At 37.2% G+C, this 23,650-nt stretch carries 20 protein-coding genes; 17 read left to right on the top strand and 3 right to left on the bottom strand.

Annotated features, from left to right (window positions below; all coding sequences use genetic code 11):
- Nucleotides 1–241: 241 nt before the first annotated feature.
- The 11 genes from RMA94_RS06515 to RMA94_RS06465 all read left to right on the top strand — a co-directional run bounded on the left by RMA94_RS06515 (nucleotide 242) and on the right by RMA94_RS06465 (nucleotide 12,902).
- Nucleotides 242–1,372: an oligosaccharide repeat unit polymerase gene (locus RMA94_RS06515; protein ID WP_130174168.1), complete on the top strand. Its 1,131-nt coding sequence runs from the start codon at nucleotides 242–244 to the stop codon at nucleotides 1,370–1,372.
- 45 nt (nucleotides 1,373–1,417) lie between these two features.
- A complete protein-coding gene (locus RMA94_RS06510; protein ID WP_130174169.1) occupies nucleotides 1,418–2,359 on the top strand; it encodes a glycosyltransferase family 2 protein in 942 nt (313 codons plus the stop codon).
- Between the two features lie 3 nt (nucleotides 2,360–2,362).
- A complete protein-coding gene (locus RMA94_RS06505; protein WP_311082294.1) occupies nucleotides 2,363–3,397 on the top strand; it encodes a glycosyltransferase family 4 protein in 1,035 nt (344 codons plus the stop codon).
- A gap of 6 nt (nucleotides 3,398–3,403) precedes the next feature.
- On the top strand, nucleotides 3,404–4,231 hold the full coding sequence (locus RMA94_RS06500) for a glycosyltransferase (protein ID WP_130174171.1): 828 nt from the start codon (nucleotides 3,404–3,406) through the stop codon (nucleotides 4,229–4,231).
- A gap of 12 nt (nucleotides 4,232–4,243) precedes the next feature.
- On the top strand, nucleotides 4,244–4,864 hold the full coding sequence (locus RMA94_RS06495; protein ID WP_031952051.1) for a sugar transferase: 621 nt from the start codon (nucleotides 4,244–4,246) through the stop codon (nucleotides 4,862–4,864).
- Between the two features lie 24 nt (nucleotides 4,865–4,888).
- Nucleotides 4,889–5,764 (top strand): UTP--glucose-1-phosphate uridylyltransferase GalU, encoded by an 876-nt coding sequence (gene galU / locus RMA94_RS06490; RefSeq protein ID WP_130174172.1) that lies wholly within the window; start codon nucleotides 4,889–4,891, stop codon nucleotides 5,762–5,764.
- 114 nt (nucleotides 5,765–5,878) lie between these two features.
- On the top strand, nucleotides 5,879–7,141 hold the full coding sequence (locus RMA94_RS06485) for a nucleotide sugar dehydrogenase (protein WP_130174173.1): 1,263 nt from the start codon (nucleotides 5,879–5,881) through the stop codon (nucleotides 7,139–7,141).
- The gene (gene pgi, locus RMA94_RS06480; protein ID WP_130174174.1) at nucleotides 7,138–8,808 is read left to right on the top strand and encodes a glucose-6-phosphate isomerase; all 1,671 of its coding nucleotides are present in this window, start codon (nucleotides 7,138–7,140) and stop codon (nucleotides 8,806–8,808) included. Before RMA94_RS06485 ends, pgi begins: the two co-directional genes overlap by 4 nt.
- Entirely contained in the window at nucleotides 8,801–9,826 is a 1,026-nt protein-coding gene (gene galE / locus RMA94_RS06475; RefSeq protein WP_130174175.1) for a UDP-glucose 4-epimerase GalE, read from the top strand. The genes pgi and galE overlap by 8 nt, the downstream gene beginning before the upstream one ends.
- 110 nt (nucleotides 9,827–9,936) lie before the next feature.
- The gene (locus tag RMA94_RS06470; protein ID WP_311082289.1) at nucleotides 9,937–10,989 is read left to right on the top strand and encodes an acyltransferase; all 1,053 of its coding nucleotides are present in this window, start codon (nucleotides 9,937–9,939) and stop codon (nucleotides 10,987–10,989) included.
- A 251-nt stretch (nucleotides 10,990–11,240) separates the two neighbouring features.
- Nucleotides 11,241–12,902, top strand: a complete 1,662-nt coding sequence (locus tag RMA94_RS06465; RefSeq protein WP_311082320.1) for an LTA synthase family protein — start codon at nucleotides 11,241–11,243, stop codon at nucleotides 12,900–12,902.
- A 27-nt stretch (nucleotides 12,903–12,929) separates the two neighbouring features.
- Here the strand turns inward: RMA94_RS06465 and RMA94_RS06460 are convergent, their stop codons facing one another.
- Nucleotides 12,930–14,300, bottom strand: coding sequence for a phosphomannomutase CpsG (locus tag RMA94_RS06460; RefSeq protein WP_311082288.1), 1,371 nt, complete (start codon nucleotides 14,298–14,300; stop codon nucleotides 12,930–12,932).
- A 373-nt stretch (nucleotides 14,301–14,673) separates the two neighbouring features.
- On the opposite strand from RMA94_RS06460, the gene lldP reads away from it, so the two are divergent.
- The 4 genes from lldP (at nucleotide 14,674) to dld (ending at nucleotide 20,265) form a co-directional block, all read left to right on the top strand.
- Nucleotides 14,674–16,341, top strand: a complete 1,668-nt coding sequence (gene lldP, locus RMA94_RS06455; protein ID WP_311082287.1) for an L-lactate permease — start codon at nucleotides 14,674–14,676, stop codon at nucleotides 16,339–16,341.
- 19 nt (nucleotides 16,342–16,360) lie between these two features.
- On the top strand, nucleotides 16,361–17,113 hold the full coding sequence (lldR, locus tag RMA94_RS06450) for a transcriptional regulator LldR (RefSeq protein WP_311082286.1): 753 nt from the start codon (nucleotides 16,361–16,363) through the stop codon (nucleotides 17,111–17,113).
- Nucleotides 17,110–18,261: an FMN-dependent L-lactate dehydrogenase LldD gene (gene lldD / locus RMA94_RS06445; RefSeq protein WP_004706043.1), complete on the top strand. Its 1,152-nt coding sequence runs from the start codon at nucleotides 17,110–17,112 to the stop codon at nucleotides 18,259–18,261. Before lldR ends, lldD begins: the two co-directional genes overlap by 4 nt.
- Nucleotides 18,262–18,558: 297 nt before the next feature.
- On the top strand, nucleotides 18,559–20,265 hold the full coding sequence (dld, locus tag RMA94_RS06440; protein ID WP_311082284.1) for a D-lactate dehydrogenase: 1,707 nt from the start codon (nucleotides 18,559–18,561) through the stop codon (nucleotides 20,263–20,265).
- Nucleotides 20,266–20,313: 48 nt separating this feature from the next.
- Here the strand turns inward: dld and RMA94_RS06435 are convergent, their stop codons facing one another.
- Together RMA94_RS06435 and RMA94_RS06430 are read right to left on the bottom strand one after the other, a co-directional pair.
- On the bottom strand, nucleotides 20,314–21,528 hold the full coding sequence (locus RMA94_RS06435; protein WP_005309021.1) for an amino acid aminotransferase: 1,215 nt from the start codon (nucleotides 21,526–21,528) through the stop codon (nucleotides 20,314–20,316).
- Nucleotides 21,529–21,863: 335 nt separating this feature from the next.
- Nucleotides 21,864–21,998 carry a hypothetical protein gene (locus tag RMA94_RS06430; protein ID WP_311082281.1) on the bottom strand — a complete coding sequence of 45 codons (135 nt, stop codon included), beginning with the start codon at nucleotides 21,996–21,998 and terminating at the stop codon, nucleotides 21,864–21,866.
- Nucleotides 21,999–22,043: 45 nt separating this feature from the next.
- Here RMA94_RS06430 and RMA94_RS06425 point away from each other — a divergent pair, with 45 nt between their 5' ends.
- On the top strand, nucleotides 22,044–22,754 hold the full coding sequence (locus RMA94_RS06425) for a GntR family transcriptional regulator (protein WP_001153627.1): 711 nt from the start codon (nucleotides 22,044–22,046) through the stop codon (nucleotides 22,752–22,754).
- Nucleotides 22,747–23,631: a methylisocitrate lyase gene (gene prpB / locus RMA94_RS06420; RefSeq protein WP_004706036.1), complete on the top strand. Its 885-nt coding sequence runs from the start codon at nucleotides 22,747–22,749 to the stop codon at nucleotides 23,629–23,631. Before RMA94_RS06425 ends, prpB begins: the two co-directional genes overlap by 8 nt.
- Nucleotides 23,632–23,650 lie beyond the last annotated feature (19 nt).

Genomic DNA, 23,650 nt, shown 5'->3' with positions numbered 1-23,650 from the left:
GTAATAGGTAACTTTAAATTTAATATTAAGGTTGAAAATACTTCATTATCTTTTTTTAAAAAGATAGTGAATTTTCCTTTAATATTAGTTAACACAGTTCAGTCTTTAATCTGTTTGCGATATCAAGTGATTCCGAAAGTATACTCGACCGCAAAAGTTACGTCTTAACTGAAGTTATATGTCAGAATTGGTGAGTAATATAGAGTGAAGTGCAAGATTCTAAATAATGAGGTATATTGTAATGATATATGAAAGATCTCCTAGAAGAAAAATAAGGGGTTTTAGTGCTTCATTATGTTTCTTATTAATATTATTTTGTTCATTTTTTAGTGTGAACTCATTACCTGTTAACCCTGTTTACTTTATTGGTTTTCCAGTAATATTATTCTCTTTTTTATTCTCCAAGTCCAAGATAGATAAATTTCAATTTGGATTTTATTGTTATTTTTTAATTTCATGTATACTATTCGCAATAGGTAGTTATTATTTTTCTAATATTGATCCTAAAATAAGTTATTTATCTACAATACTTTACTTATATTGTATTCTTATCGGTGCTCAAACGGTCGCAACTGGAATTACAGTCGAAGTCTCGCGTCGAATTTATATTTATAATTTTATTTATAATATTTTAATATTTTTTATGATTCTTGAATTTTTGTTGAGAATAGTGAATTCAAGTCATACAGGTTCATTTTATGATTATAAGTGGAGTTTGTTATATTTTGATTCAAACTTTGTTTCTTTTATCATTTTATTTTTTTTAATGTTTGCTGTTTTTTTGAAAGAGAAAAATATTTTTAATATTGGTAAAATTCGATTTTCTCTTTTAATAATTTTACTGATTCTTACTTTTTCTAGAGCTAGTATAGTTTCATTTATAGTCACATATTTCTTTGTTAAGTCGGGTAGTAAATACAAAACTCCTATATTTATTTTGTTTTTAATTAGTTATTTTTATGCTGCTACTGACTTGGTTGGGAAATATACGTCTGGTACAAGTTATGTAGATGTTGATGGTAGTTTTAATAGTAAATTTTATTTAATTTCTGTTGCTATTGATAATTATGATTCAGTTCCACTAATCAATAAAATATTTGGAATTGGATTGAGTAACTTCTTGTATTATTCTGGAGGGATCTTTGCTCATAATATATTTATTACATTATTTTATGAGTTTGGAATTCTTGGTACATTAATGTTTGTATTTTTCTTAGTTTATTCATATTTTAAAATAGGGAAGGATATTACATATATTTATATTCCCTTGTTGGTGGTCGGATTCTCTTTGTTTTCAGCTTATGTGCCGTTTTTATTTGTATTAATAGCTTGTATGTACATTGAAACAAGATACCTTAAACAAAGAGTTTAAATATTAATTGTGTTTAGAAGCTCAAACATAGATAGGATAATTTAAATGTTAGTATCAAAACCTTTGATAAGTATTCTTATTCCGGTTTACAATGTTGAGGCTTTTGTTAAAGAAGCAGTCCTTTCAATTTGTAATCAAACATATAAAAATATTGAAATAATAGTAGTTGATGACTGCTCTACTGATAACACATATAATATAGTTGCTGAATTAGCTATTATTGATCCAAGAATTAGACTTTATAAAAATGATAAAAACTCAAAAATAGTAAAAACTTTAAATTTCGCATTAGAACAGGCGAAAGGAGAATTTATTGCAAGAATGGATGGCGATGACATAAGTACGCCAGAAAGACTAGAAAAACAGTTAGAATTTTTGTTAAAAAATCCTCAATATTATTTAGTTGGTTGTCATGTTAATACTATAGACCCTAATAATAGAATAATTGGTAAGCAAGAAATGCCAATCAATGATAATATTATTAATAAAACAATAAAGTATACTTCGCCAGTTCTACATATTTGGTTAGCTAAGCGAGAAGTTTATACTAAACTTAAAGGATATAGAGAAATTCCTGGTGCTGAAGACTATGATTTTTTATTAAGAATGCATTCACTAGGTTTACTCTTTACTAATCTAAATAGTCATGAATATTCAGTTCGTATTCGTGAAGGGAATACTACCTCTACAATAGGTTTTAATCAGAGATTGATGTCAAATTATGTGCTTGATCTATATGAGATGAGGCTGAAAACTGGAAAAGATGATTTTAGTGAATTGAATGTTTCACAATATTTAGAAAAATATTCTAAATATAAAGCGGATTTTGATCAGTCAAATATTTTTTTAAAATCTGCATTTATGGCAAAGGCTGATAAAAAGTTTTTGAAAATGTTATTTTTTATAGGCTTATGCGTCATGAAATCCAGATTTCAATTGCAATATCTTTTAAAACGATTGGTTTTTAAAATAATTACGATAGGCTAAGTTATGAAAATTCTTTTTGTAATTAATTCCTTAAAGAACAAATCTGGAACTGAACGTGTTGCTATTGAACTGGCAAACAAATTATCACTCATGGCTAATTATGATATTACTCTCTTAAATAGAGAATCAATTAAAAGTAATACAGCTTATCCAGTTTCTGATAATGTAAATGTAGTGGCAATTTCGGGTAACTTCTTTGAATTTTATAAAAAATTAAAGATACATCTTTCTCGTCATTCTTATGATATGGTGATTGTACATAATATGGGTAAGTTATCTTTATTATGTGCTCTTTTACCTAAAATCAAAAAATTGGTTACATTAGAGCATGTCTCTTTTATTAGTCGTCCTAAAAAAGTTCAAGTCTTAAGTAAATTCTTTTACAAGTGGGTTGATCAGGTTGTTACCTTAACTCAAAAGGATAAAGAGCAATTTGATAAATTTCATTCTAAAGTTATTGTTATTCCCAATTTTTCACCCTTCCCTATTGTCTCAGAATCTCCGCTGAGTAGTAAACAAATTGTAACCATAGGTCGTTTAACCGATCAGAAAAATTATCTTCATTTATTGAAAGCTTGGAAAAAAATATATCAAATGATACCAGAGTGGCACCTTAATATTTATGGTGAAGGTGAACATAAAAAAATGCTACAAGATTATATTGAAGAGAACTCTCTACAGCGCGTTCTTTTGAAAGGAAGTACATCAAATGTGCAAGAGCTATATAGACAATCAGACTTTTTTGTAATGTCGTCTAAGTATGAAGGTTTACCTATGGTTTTAGTAGAAGCGCAGAGTTTCGGGTTACCTATTGTTTCTTATGATTGTCCTTTTGGACCAAGTGATGTTATTCAAAATCATAAAAATGGCTTGTTGGTTGAGAACCAAAATATTGAGGCATTGGCAGATGCGATTTTAAAACTTGCTTCCTCTCCAGATATGTTGGCGCAATTCTCACAAAATTCATTGATTAATGCTAAAAAATATCAGCCTGAACAGATCTTAAAAGTTTGGATTGAAAAGGTTTTGGAAGGTTAAAATTGTATGTTTTCGGTTCTATTATCTCTATATCATAAAGAAAAACCTGAATATCTAGAAAAGTGTTTTGAAAGCATTTGGGATAATCAGAGCTTGAAGCCAAGTGAAATAGTTTTAGTTTTAGATGGGCCTATTGGTGAGCAACTCACAACTTCTGTACAGGAGTGGCAAGTTAAAATCGGTGAAAAACTAAAAGTAGTTGCGTTACCGCAAAACGTAGGGCTTGGTAAGGCATTAAACGAAGGGCTAAAACAGTGTAGTGCTGATTGGGTTTTTCGTATGGATACTGATGATATTTGTACATCTGATCGGTTTGAAAAACAACTTGCTTTCATAAAACAAAACCCCGATGTTGTTTTGTTTAGTTCTCAAGTAATGGAATTTAATCAAGATATTACTGATGCCGATGTAATCAAGTCTGTGCCTTTAACACATGACGAGATTAAAAAATTTGCACAAAAACGTTGTCCCTTTAACCATATGACCGTCGTGTACAAGCGTGATGTTATTTTATCTCTCGGAGGTTATCAGCATCATTTATTCATGGAAGACTACAACTTATGGTTACGTGTAATTGGGAATAATTATAAAGTTGCGAACTTACCTGACGTCCTTCTATATGCTCGTGTTGGTAATGGTATGCACGCACGACGTAAAGGTTTCCAATATATTAAAAGTGAAAAACAGTTACTAGATTTAAAAAAACAACTAAAGTTACAAAATCCTGTATATGCTAATATGCTGTTTCTGATACGGTCTGCGTTTAGACTGTTGCCAGCAAATATGCTAGGTAAAATTTATAATACCTTTCTTCGTAAAGATATTAAAAAATGAGTGAATGAAAATATGAAACGTTTAGTAGACATAGTCATTTCTTTAATAGCTCTAACCGTACTGTCGCCAATATTTCTGATAGTTGCTTATAAGGTCCGTAAAAATTTAGGTTCACCCATATTCTTTTATCAAGAAAGACCTGGGAAGGACGGAAAATTATTTAAAATGATTAAGTTCCGTTCGATGAAGGATGCTTTTGATGCGCAGGGGAATCCACTGCCAGATGAGGCTCGTATTACTCCATTTGGGCAGAAGTTGCGTTCTACTAGCTTAGATGAAATGCCACAGCTTATTAATGTCTTAAAAGGTGATATGAGTGTGGTGGGTCCTCGTCCAATGTTAAAAGACTTTGTTTCTTTATATTCTCCAGAACAAGCACGTCGCTTAGAAGTCCGTCCTGGAATGACTGGTTTAGCTCAGGTCAGTGGGCGTAATGAACTGGATTATGAAGAACGGTTTAAATGTGACGTTTGGTATGTAGACAATCATAGTGTTTGGGTTGATTTTAAAATCATGTTTAAAACAGTTAAAGTGATGTTAAGACGCGAAGGTATTAATGCACCAGGACATGTAGGACCATCTTTATTTAAAGGTAATGACGTCCAAGAAAATGTCGACTCATCTGTAAAGTAAATTTTATATCTTGAAATATTTCTTATGATCAAAAAAGCAGTTTTACCAGTAGCCGGTTTAGGAACGCGTTTTTTACCTGCAAGTAAGTCAATTCCAAAGGAAATGGTTACCGTTGTTGATCGCCCAGCTATTGAATATGTAGTGCGTGAAGCGGTGGAAGCAGGAATTGAACAGATTATTTTAGTGACTCATTCTTCAAAAGCTTCGATTGAAAATTATTTTGATCGAAACTTTGAATTAGAAACAATATTAAATGAAAAGAAGAAATTGGATTTGCTTGCAGAGATTAAGCAAATTGTTCCTTCTCATGTGAGTGTTGTGAGTGTACGACAACCTCAACCTCTAGGCTTAGGGCATGCTGTTTTATGTGCGAAAAGTATAGTAGGACAAGATGATTTTGCTGTGCTATTACCAGATGTATTGGTGAAAGATAGTTCGGGGCAGAATGATTTATCGCGTATGATTTCTCGTTATGATGAAAGTAACGCGGCACAGATAATGGTAGAAGCTGTGCCTGATCACTTGGTAGATCAATATGGTATTGTTGATGTTGCACAGAGCCCAAATGAAGGCGAAAGCATTGCTATGCAGGGTATTGTTGAAAAACCTGCTGTAGGTTCTGCACCGTCTAATTTATCTGTTGTTGGTCGCTACGTTTTACCCGCAAGAATTATGCAACTACTCGAAAATACACCGAAAGGTGCGGGTAATGAAATTCAACTAACAGATGCAATTGCGATGCTGCAACAAACTGATGTAGTTGAAGCCTATCGTATGCAGGGACAAACCTTTGACTGTGGTAGTAAGCTTGGTTATTTAAAAGCTGTTCTACACTATGGTGTTGAACATCCTAAATTAGGAAATGATTTTAAACAGTTGATTCAAGAACTTAAATTATAAATTTTGTAGCTCAACTTAAGTATTTGTAAAAAATAATGAATATGTGAGCTGTTCAATATATTCTCTTCCCATAATGGGAAGAGAATTCTATAGAATATTAAAATCAGGTGTACAATGAAAATCGCGGTATTTGGAACCACCTTGCACGCTGGTGTAATGGCAGCGTTACTAGCTGAATATGGTAATCAGATCTATTGGTGTACAAGTGTCACCTGTGAAGAAAATATATCTGTACTTTCATATCAAGATCAAGAAGTTAATCATTATTTAAATAAACAAAGAAAGGCAGGTTTTTTAACAGAAAGTCCTTTTTCTCAAATTCCTTTAGATATTGAAGTTTATTTATTTTGTTTTAGCCCAACACAAATAGAACTTGCCTTAAAAACGGTTGAGAAGTTAAGTGAACGTCCAATTGTTCATCCAAGGTTAATGGTTAATGGCTCAACTTTTGGTTTACATGGTACAGAAAAGTTAAAGCAACATTTACCTAAAGACGAGTGGGTCTATTTCCCTGACGTGATTCAAGAGGGTAATGCGATTAATAGTGTACTCAATGTAAAACATGTCATTGTTGGTGTTGAATCAAGTTATGCTCAAGACATAATGCAAGAGTTATTACGTCCATTTTTCCGTTTTAGTTATCAATATTTATTTATGCCGATTTTAGATGCCGAATTTACTAAGCTCAGCATTTCAGGCATGTTGGCGACTAGAATTAGTTATATGAATGATCTGGCTCTAGTTGCGGAAAAGTTAGGTATTGATATTGCCAATGTAAAGCATGGCATTGCTGCAGATACACGTATTGGCGCAGCTTATTTATCAGCAGGTGTTGGATTTGGCGGTGAAAATTTTTCACATGATATTTTAACACTCTCCAGTACGGTTTCTGAAACAGGTGCGAAAAGCCGTCTTCTAGAACAAGTATGGGCCATTAATGAACAACAAAAAGAAATTTTATTCCGTAAATTATGGAACTATTATCATTGTGACTTAAGTGGAAAAACTGTTGCAATTTGGGGGGCTTCATTTAAAGAGAACACTCCAAGCACACATAACTCACCTATTCATATCTTATTGGCTGCTTTATGGGCCCAAGGTGTAAAAGTACGGTTACATGATCCGCAAGCTCTTGATGAAATTGCAGCTTTATATGGCAGTCGAGAAGACCTGATTTTATGCACTGATCAATATGAAGCAGCACAAGGAGCACATGCTTTATGCTTAGTCACGGCATGGAAGCAGTATTGGAGTCCTGACTTTAAACAGTTACAACAATTGATGCAGCATCCTCTTATTTTGGATGGGCGTAATATTTATGATCCAGCATATGTGAAATCTAAAGGTTTTGCTTATGAAGGAGTAGGTCGATTATGAGTAAATCTATCGAGAAGTTTCCCAAAGAGCTAGTTTCCCCTATCGCGCAGCTTCATTCTTTGGTTGAGAAAAATTCAAATTTACATATAAAAGAATTATTTGCATCAGAGCCCGATCGATTTCAGCAATATTCTGTAAAGTTCGATCAACTGGTTTTTGATTATAGTAAGCACCGTGTGACTAAAAGTGTGTTAGAGCAATTGGTGGCTTTAGCAAAAACTAAACAATTGACTCACTGGATTGAACGATTATTTTCTCAAGATAAAGTCAACTGTACCGAACAGCGTGCTGCAATGCATTGGGCTTTACGTTTACCATTAGAATATTCTAAATTTCCGGAATTAACTGAAAAGGTCCATAGCCAATTGCAGCGTATGTATGCGTTGGTTGAAAAAATCCATGCTGGACAATACCGTGGCGCCACAGGTGAAGTCATTCAAGATGTCGTTAATATTGGGGTAGGGGGATCTGATTTAGGGCCTCAAATGGTGACCCATGCATTATCGGATTTTAAAGTAAAAACAGCTAAACCACTCAATGTTCATTTCGTATCAACAATGGATGGTAGCCAGTTGTCGGAATTGCTTCATCAACTGCGTCCAGAAACAACGTTATTTATTATTTCTTCGAAGTCATTTGGCACTATTGATACTTTATCCAATGCACAAACTGTTCGACAGTGGCTTGAGAAAGCGTTAGGGAAACACGAACGGGTGGTAAAAAGCCATTTTATTGGTGTTTCTACAAAAGCTAACAAAATGTCAGAGTGGGGGATTGCTCCTGAAAATCAATTATTACTTTGGGATTGGGTTGGTGGACGTTATTCTCTTTGGTCGTGTATTGGGTTACCTATCGCATTGTCGGTTGGAGTTGAAGGTTTCCAACAGCTTTTAGCTGGTGCCCATGCTGTTGATGAGCATTTCCAAAATACAAGTTTTGAGCAGAACATACCTGTGCTTATGGCATTATTAGGCGTCTGGAATAATAACTTTTTAAATATTCAGACCCATGCTGTATTACCTTATGATGGCCGTTTGAAATATTTTGCAGCTTATTTGCAACAGCTCGAAATGGAGTCTAATGGTAAATCGGTACAACGTGGTGGACAAAAAGTTGAATTAGATACTTGCCCAATTGTATGGGGTGAAGTTGGGCCAAATGCTCAACATGCCTTTTATCAGTTACTCCATCAAGGAACTCAGGCAGTAAGTTGTGATTTTATTGCCCCTATACAACGTTACAATGCAGATCATTTTACTTATGTAGAAAATGCTGAGGCATTAGTTGAGCAACATCATCTTGCGCTTTCAAACTGTTTAGCACAATCACGTTTATTGGCTTTTGGTAACGAAGCTCTAGATACAAAAGAACTGGAGAGTTTACCTATTTATAAGCAATATGAAGGAAACCAGCCAAGTTCAACATTACTTTTAAAAGAGCTTAATCCTTATAGTTTAGGGATGTTGATTGCTTTATATGAGCATAAAGTATTTGTTCAGTCTGTAATCTGGAACATTAATCCCTTTGATCAGTGGGGAGTGGAAAAAGGTAAGCAGATTGCTGATCAGTTACTCCCGATTTTAAATGGTGTTCAAAACGATCTTTCAACACTCGATGCTTCAACGCGTGGATTAATTAAAATTTTATTAGGAAAAATAGATGGCTAAAATTCTGGTGACTGGCGGTGCTGGCTATATTGGTTCACATACCTGTGTAGAGCTTTTGAATGCTGGCCATGAAGTTATTGTTTATGACAACCTTTCAAATAGTTCAGAAGAGTCTTTAAATAGAGTTCAAGAACTCACCCAAAAAAGTTTAACTTTTGTAGAAGGCGATATCCGTAATGCAGATGAGCTTGATCAGGTATTTCAAAATCATACAATCGATGCAGTTATTCATTTTGCAGGTCTAAAAGCGGTTGGTGAAAGCCAGGAAAAACCCCTTATTTATTTTGATAATAATATTGCAGGTAGTATCCAACTGGTTAAGTCAATGGAGAAAGCAGGTGTTTATACACTTGTGTTTAGCTCATCTGCAACAGTATATGATGAAGCGAATACGTCTCCTTTAAATGAAGAAATGCCAACAGGTATGCCAAGTAATAATTATGGTTATACTAAATTGATTGTTGAGCAATTATTACAAAAATTGTCTGTTTCTAATTCTAAATGGTCGATTGCTTTACTTCGTTATTTTAACCCGGTAGGTGCACATAAAAGTGGGCGTATTGGCGAAGATCCACAAGGTATTCCAAATAATTTAATGCCTTACGTTACACAAGTTGCTGTTGGCCGCCGTGAAAAATTATCTATTTATGGTAATGACTATGACACAGTAGATGGTACTGGTGTACGTGATTATATTCATGTCGTTGACTTAGCCAATGCACATTTATGTGCTCTAACTAACCGATTACAAGCAACAGGGTGCCGTGCATGGAATATTGGAACGGGTAATGGCTCATCAGTATTACAGGTTAAAAATACCTTTGAACAGGTCAATGGCGTATCTGTTGCTTTCGAATTCGCACCACGCCGAGCAGGTGATGTGGCGACTTCTTTTGCAGATAATACCCGTGCTGTTGCTGAGTTGAGCTGGCAACCGCAATATGGTTTGGAAGATATGTTAAAAGATAGTTGGAATTGGCAGAAGCATAATCCAGAGGGATATAGAACTAAAAATTAATTAATATTAATAGGATATTTTCAGAGATAGTATTCGTAATATATTAATGGGGCTTATTAAAAATAATGGGTCCCATTAATATTATTATTTTTTCAAAAAATTGGAAAAAAATGATTAAATCAATTCAATATTTGAGAGGATTGGCAGCTCTTGCTGTTGTTTTACATCATGCTAGTGGAGCTATATTGGTTCATTATGCAGTAGAACAAAAAGATTATTATTCTTGGGGGGCGGGAGGAGTAGATTTATTTTTTATTATCTCTGGTTTTATCATGATGTATATTACTTTTGGGAAAAAAGTAGAAGTTGGGGACTTCTTATATAAACGAGTGGTAAGAATTTATCCAATTTTTTATGTATATGCGACTATAGCTTTATTAATATTTCTTATTAGTCCAGAGTCAATTAATAGAAGTGCATCAGCACCAACAAAAATTTTACCCTCATATTTGTTAATTCCATATACAGAATTTGTTAATCTTGTTCAAGTAGCATGGACTTTAGTATACGAAGTCCATTTCTATTTATTGTTTGCAATATCATTATTATTAATTAATAAGTATAGATATATATTTACTGGTTTTGTTTTGTCTGCATTTTCAATATCTAGCTTAATCCAATATAAAACCTTTTATTTGGGTTATCTTTCAAATCCTATTATTTTAGAATTTTTATTTGGAATGATATTGTATTTTCTAATTTATAGAAGAGAAGCTAGAGATATGTGGTTCCTAATAGGGTTTGCTAGTATAGCTCTAATAACTTTATCAATAAATAATAGTATACCAGAAAGGCTGTTTATTTATGGGCTCCCTTCTTTTATATTAATGGGCCTATTGCTAACTTTAGATAATAAAGGTTTTTTTGATAAAAAAGAAACAAAATTATCTAATTTATTCTTGAGAATAGGTGATTCTTCATATTCACTCTATCTTTCACACTCATTTGTTCTAGGTGTAGGTGTAATTGTTTTAAATAAAATAAATTTAATAAATAATAATACAGTACAATTAATGATTATTTTATTATCAATAGGAGCATTAATATGGGGATGGATATCTTATAGCTTCATTGAGAAGCCAATGATTAGCTTCTTTATGCGAAGAGGCGTGGCTAAGTGGTTTTTGAAAAGAAAGAGCGGGGAGGCAGATCTAGCAAATTGATAGATCTACTAATTTGGCGATTACTTTTATGGTAGTATTCGCCATTGCTCTTTGTCACTTTACTTAAAGTCATGGTCTTCCTACGTCAACAATTGTTATTTATCTTTATTGCTTTTTTATCCACCTGTATAGGTGTATATGTTGCGTGGGATATGAACCTGACTTGGCATAAGTTTTATATCCATCTGATTTCAGAAAAGGCTATTTTTTCAATTCTTTTTAACTATGCGGTAATTCAACTATTTTTTATTGTGGTTGGTCGTAAATATGCTGCTATTTTTTTAAGCCAATTATTCGTTATATTTTTGAATTTTATTAATAAAAAGAAGCAACAGTATTTATTTAGTAATTTAAGCCCTGAAGATATTTTTTTACTACCAGAGGCAATGAAGGCTACTCCTTGGCACTTGCAACTTATCTTTTTTACTTTGATTATTTTCTTTCTTATCATACTACTCATCGCTTTACGTAAAGAAAGTAAAGCCACTTTTCATACATATGTTCCCAATATTGTTATCTTCGGATTAATCAGTAGTGGTTTAATTTATTTAAACTTTATTAAAAATCCTACAGGAGCTTGTTTTTCTGAAAATAAACCGAAAATTTGTGCAAGCTTACAGGAGTTTCCAAATACTAGAAATGACTGGAATGGCGATTATCGGAATATTCAAGATTATGGATTTGTAACTTTTTACGTATCTAAGGTATTGGATAATGTAACAAGTGTTTTATTACCGAACCGTAAAGTATCTGAGCAAGACATACACCAGATTTTGCAGCAACATCATTCTACTCAACCTTTAGAAGAGAGTGGGAAGGAATATCCAAATATTGTTATAGTGATGGAGGAATCTTTTTGGGATGCTCATCATTTAGAAAGTGGTTTACCAAAAGACTTACTATCTTTTGTTCATCAAAATCAAGTCTCTAATTTATTGTCGCCCTCTTTTGGTGGAGGTACTGCGAATGTCGAATTTGAAGTACTGACGAGCCTCAATACAACTTTTTTCCCAAACGAGCTGTTATATGTTTCTAAATTGAAAAAGCCAATTTATTCTTTGCCTTATTTCTTAAATTCAATCGGCTATCAAACTGTAGTTATGCATAATAACTACAGTTATTATTATAATCGTAATAAAGTATATCCACAGTTAGGTTTTCAGAAATTTATATCACTTGAAAATATGGTCACTCAAAGAGATCAGAAAAAAGTCTTTAATTTGGGAGGCTGGGCTTCGGATGATTTTATTTTTGATTCGATTAAATCGACTTTAGATGAGAATGAGCAACAGCCAAAGTTTATTTATGCGATTACTGTTGAAAATCATCCTACGTATAATGATGATCGATTCGGTAAGCAGAATTATAAATTTAACAAAGAATTATCTGAAACCGAAAAGCAGAAATTAAGTACTTATACTGCTGGAACTGCGCGTGCTAACCAAAAACTGAAAGAGCTCGCTGAATATTTAAAGACAGTAGATCGACCAACAATTTTAGTGGCCTTTGGCGATCATTTACCGAATCTACAAGAAGTTTATGAGAATTATGGATTTTTTAAAGATGATCCTGAGCGAACTAATTTAAAAAATTACCAGACACCGTTTGTGGTATGGAGCAATTATAAATTAGATAAGAAGCCTTTGAAGCAGCCTTATATTGCTGCAAGTTTCGTTGCTCCAAAACTATTAAAGTTGGCAGGGTTGCCTTTGTCTGATTACTATCAATTTGTTGATGATGTATCGAGTTGTTATAGTGCCATTCACCAAAAATTTATTAATGAAAATCAAACGTGTAATTTTGATAAGAAAGCGCTGTTGAAAGGTTATGAAAATCTAAATAAGGATGTATTAGATGGACATAATCATACTTATAAAATTATGCAGAATAGCCAAGAAGAGATGGAACAATAATGTTCCATCTCTTTGAGATGAGGTCTATTAAGACTGAATCAACCTAGTCAACTCATCTACATAATGTTGCATAGGTTGAGCTTGGCGGTCTGCACGGCTTTCAATATTGAGACGTAATAACGGTTCAGTATTTGAAGCACGGACGTTAAAACGCCATGCGCCAAAGTCGAGGCTTACACCATCGGTACGGTCAATTTGTGGATTTTGATCGGTATAAAAATCGAAAATCTTTTGAATAGTGATTTGTGTATCAGCTACTTTAAAGTTGATTTCACCACTACAAGGGAACTTGGTAACCATATTTTCAACGAGTGTTGAAAGTGATTTTCCCGTTTCAGAAAGTAGGGCAACAGTGAGTAACCAAGGAATCATGCCGCTGTCGCAGTAAGCAAAGTCACGGAAATAGTGATGGGCACTCATTTCACCGCCATATACAGCATTGTGTTCACGCATAACGTCTTTAATAAATGCATGACCAGATTTTGATTGTACGGCAATGCCTTTGTATTCATAGACGATATCAAACGTATTCCACACTAAACGTGGGTCATGCACAATTTTCTCGCCTGATTGTTTAATCAAGAATGCTTGAGCCAGTAGACCAACAATATAGTAGCCTTCAATGAACTGACCTTTTTCATCAAACAAGAAACAGCGGTCAAAGTCGCCGTCCCAAGCAATTCCCATATCCGCTTTATGCTCAAGAACAGCATTTCGAGTACTGTCACGGTTTTCAATTAAAATTGGGTTAGGAATCCCATTTGGGAACGTACCATCTGCTTCATGGTGAATTTTAATAAAGTCAACTGGTACGTTAAGCGCTTTAAATTTTTCTTCAATCGCATCAATGACGTGACCCGCAGCCCCATTACCAGCGTTTACCACTAACTTAAGTGGGCGGATTTTTGCTGGTTCAATATAGGTAATTAAGTGATCAACGAACTCAGGCAAAATGTTATAACTTTGCGTTGTACCTTTTTGGCTAACTTCTTCAAAGTTATTAGTTTCTGCTAAAGCTTGAATTTCTTTTAAACCTGTATCGGCACTAATTGGACGAGCATTTTCTCGAACCAATTTCATACCGTTATAGTCCATTGGGTTATGACTAGCAGTAACTTCGATACCGCCTTGTACATCTAAATGGAAAGCGGCGAAGTAAACTTCTTCAGTACCTGTCATGCCCAAATCAAGAACATTGACACCCGCATCATTTAACCCGCGGATGGTCACTTGTTTTAAAGCCTCACTGCTTAGACGAATATCACAACCTACAACCACAGTCTTTGGTTTATAGATTTGTCCGTAAGCGCGGCCAATTTTATAGGCGATTTCTTCATTCAATTCGGTGCCGAGTTTGCCTCGGATATCATAAGCTTTAAAACACGTTAAAGTAGTCATTATTCAATTCAATACATGTGGTTTGAGTTGTACGCACATTATACATAGATCATCAAATTGGTATGTTTATAGTTTTTATATTCAAATTTTTCACTTCATTTCTGTAAGTCATATTTAATTTTATAAGAAAGTTTTTTACGACTTTAGTCTAATAAGAAAATTTCTAAATTAGAAAGAGCTTGATTTTACTTAGCACTATTGGTCTTACCAATTATGATAATTATTTAATGATTGATCTTACCAATATCTGTGTTTATGATGCGGTCTGTGGTTTAAGGAACAACATTTGCACTTAATTTTTAATTGGTCATACCAATTGTGTTAAATGTTTAAGAATTTAAGGTAAAAAAATTCGCCCCGGCATTTCAAGGAGATGACAATGCTCAATATGTGGCAACAACTTTATGACCCTTTAAATAATATTTGGCTGTCCAGTGCGGTTGCATTAATCCCGATTATTTTCTTCTTTTTAGCATTGGCTGTTTTTCGTTTAAAAGGCAGTATTGCTGGTACAGGCACAGTCATTATTGCATTATTGATTGCGCTCTTTTTCTATCAAATGCCGGGTCAAATGGCCTTTGCGTCAATCATTTACGGTTTCTTCTACGGTCTATGGCCAATTTCATGGATTATTATCGGGGCAGTTTTTCTATACAAAATTTCGGTAAAAACAGGTCAGTTTGAGATTATTCGTTCAAGCATTTTGTCGATTACCGAAGACCAACGTCTGCAAATGCTATTGGTTGGTTTTGCATTTGGTACTTTCCTTGAAGGGGCGGCTGGCTTTGGTGCTCCTGTCGCAATTACCGCTGCACTCCTTGTTGGTTTAGGCTTTAAGCCACTTTACGCTGCTGGTTTATGTTTAATTGTAAATACAGCGCCAGTGGCATTTGGTGCAATGGGTATTCCAATTATTGTGGCGGGGCAGGTTTCTGGTGTAGAGACCATGGAAATTAGCCAGATGGTTGGTCGTCAGTTGCCATTTTTAGTCATTATTGTGCTGTTCTGGATCATGGCGATTATGGATGGCTGGCGTGGTGTTAAGGAAACTTGGCCTGCTGTATTAGTGGGTGGTGGAGCTTTTGCGATTGCCCAATATCTTACATCTAACTTTATTGGTCCTGAATTACCAGATATTACCGCTGCAATTGCGTCATTGGTGAGCTTAACTTTATTGTTTCGGGTTTGGAAACCAAAACATATTTTCCGCTTTGAACCTGAAGCGGGTCAAACTTTGACTCAGCAACCTACTACGGTTCAAAGTTATAGCATTGGAAAAATTGTGAAGGCATGGTCTCCATTTGCCATCTTAACAGTCATGGTCACCATCTGGAGTGTTAAGCCATTTAAAGCATTATTTGCAAAAGATGGTGCTCTTGAGCACTGGATTTTTAAACTTGAAGTACCGTATTTGCATAAATTGGTCGAAAAAATGCCACCAATTGTGGCAGAGATGAAGCCATATGAAGCGATTTATAAGTTTGATTGGTTCTCTGCAACCGGTACTGCAATTTTTATTGCTGCAATCATCACTGCTATTTTCTTAAAAATGAAAGCAAGTGAAGCTGTAACGACCTTTGGTGAAACACTCAATGAGCTGAAAACACCGATTTACTCGATTGGTATGGTGTTGGCATTTGCTTTTATTGCGAACTATTCAGGTTTATCTGCAACATTGGCTTTGGCTCTATCGCATACGGGTCATGCGTTTACTTTCTTCTCACCATTTTTGGGCTGGCTTGGTGTATTCCTTACGGGTTCAGATACCTCTTCAAACGCTTTGTTCTCGGCTTTACAGGCGACCACAGCGCAGCAAATTGGTATTCCCGAAGTGTTATTGGTGGCTGCTAATACCAGTGGTGGCGTAACAGGGAAGATGATTTCTCCGCAGTCGATTGCCATTGCTTGTGCAGCGGTGGGCTTAGTTGGAAAAGAGTCTGACTTGTTCCGTTTCACGGTAAAACATAGCATCATATTCACTGTCTTTGTTGGCATCATTATTACGGTTCAGGCTTATCTGGTTCCGTGGATGATTCCATAACTCCAGTGAAGGAAACGCGATGAGAATCTCCGATCAAGTGGTCATGAAATTGCAGGCATTAATTCAAGAGCGGCACATGAAAAAAGGTGACCGCTTGCCAGCCGAGCGCCAGCTTGCAACTAGCTTAGGGGTTTCTCGTCCGTCTTTGCGTGAGGCAATTCAACAGCTCAATAGTCAAGGGGTGCTCAGTAGCCGCCGCGGCGATGGGACTTATATTCAGCAGTTACCTGAACAGTGGCCACAGCAACTGATTGTGAACCCGATTAGCAACCTGATTGAAGAAGATCCACTCTACCGTTTCGATGTGCAAGAGGCGCGGTTATTACTTGAGGGTGGTACTGCTTGGTATGCCGCATTACGCTCAACGCCTGAAGATCGCGCCAAAATCCATCATTATTTTAATGAAATTAGTCGCCATCAAAATGCGGGTGACTCGGCGCAAGCTGCGGTGGCAGATGCTGAGTTCCACTTAGCGATTGCTGAAGCATCTCACAATGTGGTGCTGATTCAAATGATGCGTAGCCTGTTTGATTTGCTGCAATACAACGTCTTATTAGGGCGTAAGAAAGTTTATAACGACCCTGTAAATGGTGACTTGCTGAGCGAGCAGCATTTTCAGGTGATGGATGCTATTGATCGTAAAGATCCCGAGGCCGCACGCCAAGCTGTCTGCGGTCATATTGAATTTGTGATTAACCATGTGCGTTCTCTGGATGAAGATGAAGCTCGCCAGAAACGTGCAAATCGTTTAAATAGAGTTGATTCAAAATGATTATTTCTTCTGGCAATGATTATCGTGCTGCGGCACAACGTCGCTTACCTCCATTTTTATTTCACTACATTGATGGTGGAGCGTATTCGGAATATACCTTAAAGCGTAACGTACAAGATTTGTCAGAAATTGCATTGCGTCAACGTGTGCTGAATGACATGTCAGCGTTAAGTTTAGAGACAAAACTGTTTAATGAAACGCTATCGATGCCAGTTGCATTGGCGCCTGTAGGTTTAACAGGTATGTATGCACGCCGTGGTGAAGTGCAAGCCGCAATGGCAGCCGATAAAAAGGGCATACCATTTACACTTTCAACGGTTTCAGTGTGTCCGATTGAAGAAGTTGCACCTGCAATTAATCGCCCTATGTGGTTCCAATTATATGTATTACGTGATCGTGGTTTTATGCGTAATGCTTTGGAACGTGCAAAAGCAGCAGGCTGCTCAACACTGGTATTTACCGTAGATATGCCTGTGCCGGGTGCGCGCTACCGTGATGCTCATTCGGGTATGAGTGGACCAAATGCTGCGATGCGCCGTTATATGCAGTCTATGTTCCATCCACATTGGTCGTGGAATGTCGGTTTAATGGGGCGTCCGCATGACTTGGGTAACATCTCTAAATATTTAGGTAAACCAACTGGGCTTGAAGATTATATCGGCTGGTTAGGCTCGAACTTTGACCCATCCATTTCATGGAAAGACCTTGAGTGGATTCGTGAATTTTGGGATGGCCCAATGGTGATTAAGGGCATTTTAGATCCTGAAGATGCCAAAGATGCGGTGCGTTTTGGTGCAGATGGCATTGTGGTATCAAATCACGGCGGTCGTCAGTTAGATGGCGTGATGTCGTCTGCTCGTGCATTGCCTGCAATTGCTGATGCCGTCAAAGGGGACTTAGCAATTTTGGCTGACTCAGGCATTCGTAATGGTTTAGATGTGGTGCGTATGTTAGCGCTCGGTGCCGATACGGTTTTACTTGGCCGTGCATTTGTTTATGCCTTGGCAGCAGCAGGTGGGCAAGGGGTGTCGAACTTGCTTGATTTGATTGATAAAGAAATGCGTGTTGCGATGACGTTGACGGGTGCTAAGTCGATTTCGGATATTAATGCGGATTGTTTAGTGCAAGCGATGAAACAAGGTTTTTAAGAAATAACTTTTTAAGTGAAGCAATAAGCACAGCCTCAGAATTTGGTGATTTGCTAATGTTTTACATATAGGCATTTGTCACTTTTGAAAGGTCAAAAGTAACCAAAAACCTTTTGTTGAGCAAACCGTACTTCCTTGTACAGTTGCTCAACAGGCGGCATCCCTGCCGCCAACCACGATAGTAAATATAGGGCTGATTCCCATTAGAGAATGAGCTAATTAAATTATAAATTACAAACGGTAAGATCCCGTCGTGTTGGTCTAATTTTATAAATGGATGACCAAAAGGAAACCATCATGCAAACATTTTCTCCTCAAGCAGTGATCGAACGCTTACAAAATATTGTAGGGCGTTCTTATGTTTTGACCGATGACCAAAGTACGCGTCAATATCGTCAAGGTCGTCGTTTTGGTGAGGGGAAAGTACTTGCTGTGGTGGTGCCGGGTACCTTGCTAGAGCAATGGCAAGTGTTGCAGGCTGCAATTGATGCAGACTGTATTGTGATTATGCAGGCAGCAAATACAGGACTCACTGGTGGTTCAACGCCATATGGCGATGATTATGATCGTCCTGTGTTGGTCATGAGTACGCGCCGCTTAAAGGGCATTCAGGTCATTCGTGACGGTAAGCAAGTGATTTGTTTACCGGGTGCGACCTTAGATAATTTAGAGCAAATTTTAAAGGGCTATGACCGTGAACCTCATTCGGTGATTGGTTCATCTTGTATTGGGGCATCAGTACTAGGCGGTGTTTGTAATAACTCTGGTGGTGCGTTGGTACGCCGTGGACCGGCTTATACTGAACTGGCGTTATATGCTCAGGTGAACGCTACTGGTCAGTTAGAACTGGTGAACCATTTAGGGGTGAATTTAGGCTCGACTCCTGAAGAGATTTTGACTCGTTTAGAGAAACAGCAATACCAAGCTGTAGATATTTTAGATGATAGTGAAAAGCAGGCATCGGACCATCGCTATGCGCATGATGTGACTCAAGTTGATGCAGATACGCCTGCTCGTTTTAATGCAGATCCATCACGTTTGTTTGAGGCATCGGGTTCGGCAGGTAAAGTCTGTGTGTTTGCTGTACGCCTTGATACTTATGAAAAAGTAGAGAGCAATGTTTTTTATATTGGTACTAATGATGCCGATGATTTAACAGCGATTCGTCGTTACTTACTGACCTCACTACCAAGCTTGCCGATTGCGGGTGAGTATATTCACCGAGATGCCTACTTAATTGGTGAAAAGTACGGAAAAGACACATTCTTATTTATTGAGAAATTTGGCACAGCCAATGTTCCAAAAGCTTTTGCGATGAAAGATAAAGTTGATGGCTTTTTAGAAAAATTTAAAATTAAAGGCTTAACAGATCATATTTTGCAGGCCATTACCTTCTTTTTACCGAGTCATTTGCCGAAGCGTATGACCGAATATCGAGATCGTTATGAGCACCATTTAGTTTTACGTGTCGAAAATAATTCGAAAGCACAGACTGAGCAGTTTTTAAAAGAATATTTTGCAGTGCATCCGTCAGGCAGCTATTTCGTATGTAGCGAAGAAGAAGGGCGAAAAGCGTTCTTACACCGTTTTGCGATTGCAGGGGCGGCTATTCGTTATCGCGATACGCACCGTAGTGAAGTTGAAGATATTGTCGCGCTTGATATTGCGTTACGTCGTAATGACCGCGAATGGGTAGAGCAACTGCCAGCCGAGATGGAAAAGAAAATTATCCATAAACTCTATTATGGGCATTTCTTTTGTCATGTGTTCCATCAGGACTATATTCTTAAAAAGGGCAATGACCCTTTAGAAATGGAACATCAAATGTGGAAATTACTCGATGCGCGCCGTGCTGAATATCCAGCAGAGCATAATGTCGGGCATCTCTACATTGCCAAACCTGCCTTAGCGAACTTCTACCAAAAACTCGACCCAACCAATAGCTTTAATGTGGGGATTGGGCATACCTCAAAACTGAAGTATTGGGGCAAGGCTAAATCGTAATATTGAGACATAAAAAAAGGCGCCGAAGCGCCTTTTTTTACAGATGTCTTATGCAGCTTCTACAGATTTAGCAAGTACTTCTGCAACTGCTTTAGCAACAGTGTAAACATTGTTCATGTTTAAACCTGCTACACAAATACGACCACTACGTACTAAGTAGATTGCATATTCTTCACGCAAGATATCAACTTGCTCAGCAGTTAAACCTGTGTAGCTGAACATACCTTTTTGGTTTACAAGGTAGCTAAAGTCACGGTCTGGTAATGCTTTAGTAAGCTCGTCTTTCAAGATGCTACGCATTTTAATAATACGCTCACGCATCTCTTTCACTTCACCTTGCCATTGTTGGTTAAGTTCAGCGTCATTTAACACTTCATCAACTAACCAAGCACCTGTAGTAGGAGGGCTAGAGTAAATACGACGTACAGTCGCTTTTAACTGACCGAATGTGCACTGAGCAGCTTCTGCATCGTCACATACGAAAGTTAAGCCGCCAACGCGCTCGCCATATAAAGAGAAGATTTTAGAGAACGAGTTGCTCACAATGAAGTTTAGACCCGCTTGGTCTAAAGCACGAATTGCATACGCATCTTCTTCCATACCGTCACCAAAACCTTGGTAAGCGATGTCTAGGAATGGAATAAGGTTACGGTCTTTTAATACTGCAATTACTTGGTCCCATTGCGCTGGGTTTAAGTCAGCACCCGTTGGGTTGTGGCAGCATGGGTGCAACAACACAATGCTTTGCTCAGGCAAAGTTTTAAGTGTAGAAAGCATACCGTCAAAATCTACACCACGTGTTTCGTTATCGAAATATGGGTAGAAATGAGTTTTGATACCAGCGCCATTGAAAATCGCAACGTGGTTGTCCCAAGTTGGTTGGCTTACCCAAACGTCAGAATTTGGGAAGTAAGTTTTTAAGAAGTCCGCACCAACTTTTAATGCACCTGAACCACCAAGCGTTTGGATGGTTACAGCACGGCCAGCTTTAACTGCTGGGCTGTTTGCACCAAATAAAAGTGCTTGAATTGCTTCACGGTAAGGTTTGAAGCCTTCCATTGGCAAATAAAGTTTGGTTTTACCGTTTTTAGGCTCGATACGCTTTTGCGCTTCAATAATGGTCTCTAACTGAGGAACAATACTGTCTTCGTTATAATAAAGACCAATACTCAAGTTCACTTTTCCAGAACGAGTATCAGCGTTGAACTGTTCCATTAAAGAGAGAATTGGATCGCCTGCGTATGGGGGGATATGTTGAAACATCAAAAAAGTCCTTTCATTCAACAATATGCATAGTGCTGGGTTTTTTCTGTCTCGAAAAATACGCCACAACTATGTCGATGTTCAATAATGTATCAATAAAGCTACCGTGAAGCACCTGATAATTTCACTAATATCGATATTTTCTGGATGAAAATGATAAAAAGATTTAAAAGAAATTACGGTAAATAGATACTAATTTATAACTCATGCTTTCATTCAAGCAGATTGTCTACAATCTTGCTGTAATACATTGGTTGTAGACTAAAGTTTGAAACAAAAGATTAGCGGTCGAAAAGCAGCTAAAGAAGTGCCATAAAACTATAGGTAAAATAATATTAAATATCTGTTTTATAAATACTAATTGGCAAGTGGTTTAGTGGTTTAAATATAAGGTGAGAGAACAGGTCAAACGATAAAAATTGACCTGATGCGTTCTGTAAAGTGTCAACAATCACCTTGATTTTTTTCATTCATACCGCTATAAAACTCATAATTGATTAAAAATTGTCGACAATATGCAAGATTTGACCTTCGCACCAGAGCCATTACAAAGTCAGGGAAGAACACTGACCGAGAATGTATTTAAACAAATACAGACGGCGATTGTTTTGGGTCAAATTCCGGCAGGTAGCAAAATTTCTGAGCCTGAACTGGCGCGCACTTATGGCATTAGTCGTGGGCCATTGCGTGAAGCGATTCATCGCCTTGAAGGGCAACGTTTGGTTGAGCGAACTGCACATGTGGGCGCGCGCGTGGTTTCGCTTTCACTGCAACAGTTTAAAGAGCTTTACCAGATTCGTGCGTCTTTAGAGGGTTTGGCCTGCAAACTTGCGGCACAGCATATTGATAAAAAGCAAATCTTGGCACTACGTGATGTTTTGCGTATGCATGCCGAAGATGAAAACTTTAAAGCAGGTAAAGGATATTACTTGCAAGAAGGGCAGGACGATTTTCACTACTGCATTATCAAAAGTAGTGGCAATAAAACCCTAGAAAAAATGCTGTGTGATGAGCTTTATCACCTCATCCGTATGTACCGAATTCAGTTTTCAAACACACCCGATCGACCGAGCAAAGCTTGGGACGAACATATCCGTATTTTAGATGCAATTGCAGAAGGCGATGGTGAACTTGCCGAGCTGCTCATGCATCGACATATCAATGCTTCTTACAAAATTATTGAGCAAACACTGCTACAAGCACAAGGAGAACATAACAATGGCTAAACAATCCGCAGGTCAGCTATTTCGCGATGCAGTAGCCCAAGAAAAGCCATTACAAGTGGTTGGAACCATTAACGCCAATCATGCACTTTTGGCAAAACGTGCAGGTTATAAAGCGATTTACTTATCAGGTGGTGGTGTGGCCGCTGGTTCTTTAGGCTTACCTGATTTGGGAATTAGTAACCTTGATGATGTGTTGACCGACGTACGCCGTATTACTGATGTATGTGACCTTCCATTATTGGTCGATGCCGACACAGGTTTTGGTGCTTCTGCATTTAACATTGCTCGTACTACAAAAGCACTTATCAAGTTTGGTGCTGCGGCAATGCACATTGAAGACCAAGTGGGCGCAAAACGTTGTGGTCACCGTCCGAACAAAGCCATTGTGACTCAAGAAGAAATGGTTGACCGTATTAAAGCAGCGGTTGATGCGCGTGGTGATGACAGCTTCGTGATTATGGCACGTACCGATGCATTGGCAGTAGATGGCTTACAAGCTGCAATTGACCGTGCGGGTGCCTACATTGAAGCGGGTGCAGACATGTTGTTCCCTGAAGCAATCACTGAGCTTGATATGTACAAGCAATTTGCTCAGAAGACTGGCGCACCGATTTTGGCAAATATTACTGAGTTTGGTTCTACACCACTGTTTACCACTGAAGAGTTAGCATCTGCCGATGTAAGCCTTGCGCTTTATCCGCTTTCTGCTTTCCGTGCCATGAACAAAGCAGCCGAAACTGTGTATGAAACCTTACGTAAAGAAGGCACTCAAAAGAACGTGGTTGATATTATGCAAACGCGTAAAGAGTTGTATGAACGCATCAACTACTATGCGTTTGAAGACTACTTAGACAACGCATTTGCTAAAAAGAAATAAGAAGTAAAACACGGTACAT

Origin of the sequence: Acinetobacter sp. V115_6 (genome assembly GCF_031799025.1) — a bacterium.
Classification (GTDB): Bacteria; Pseudomonadota; Gammaproteobacteria; order Pseudomonadales; family Moraxellaceae; genus Acinetobacter; species Acinetobacter pittii.
The sequence above is the reverse complement of the archived record's forward strand: the minus strand, read 5'-3'. Positions and strand labels throughout refer to the sequence as shown.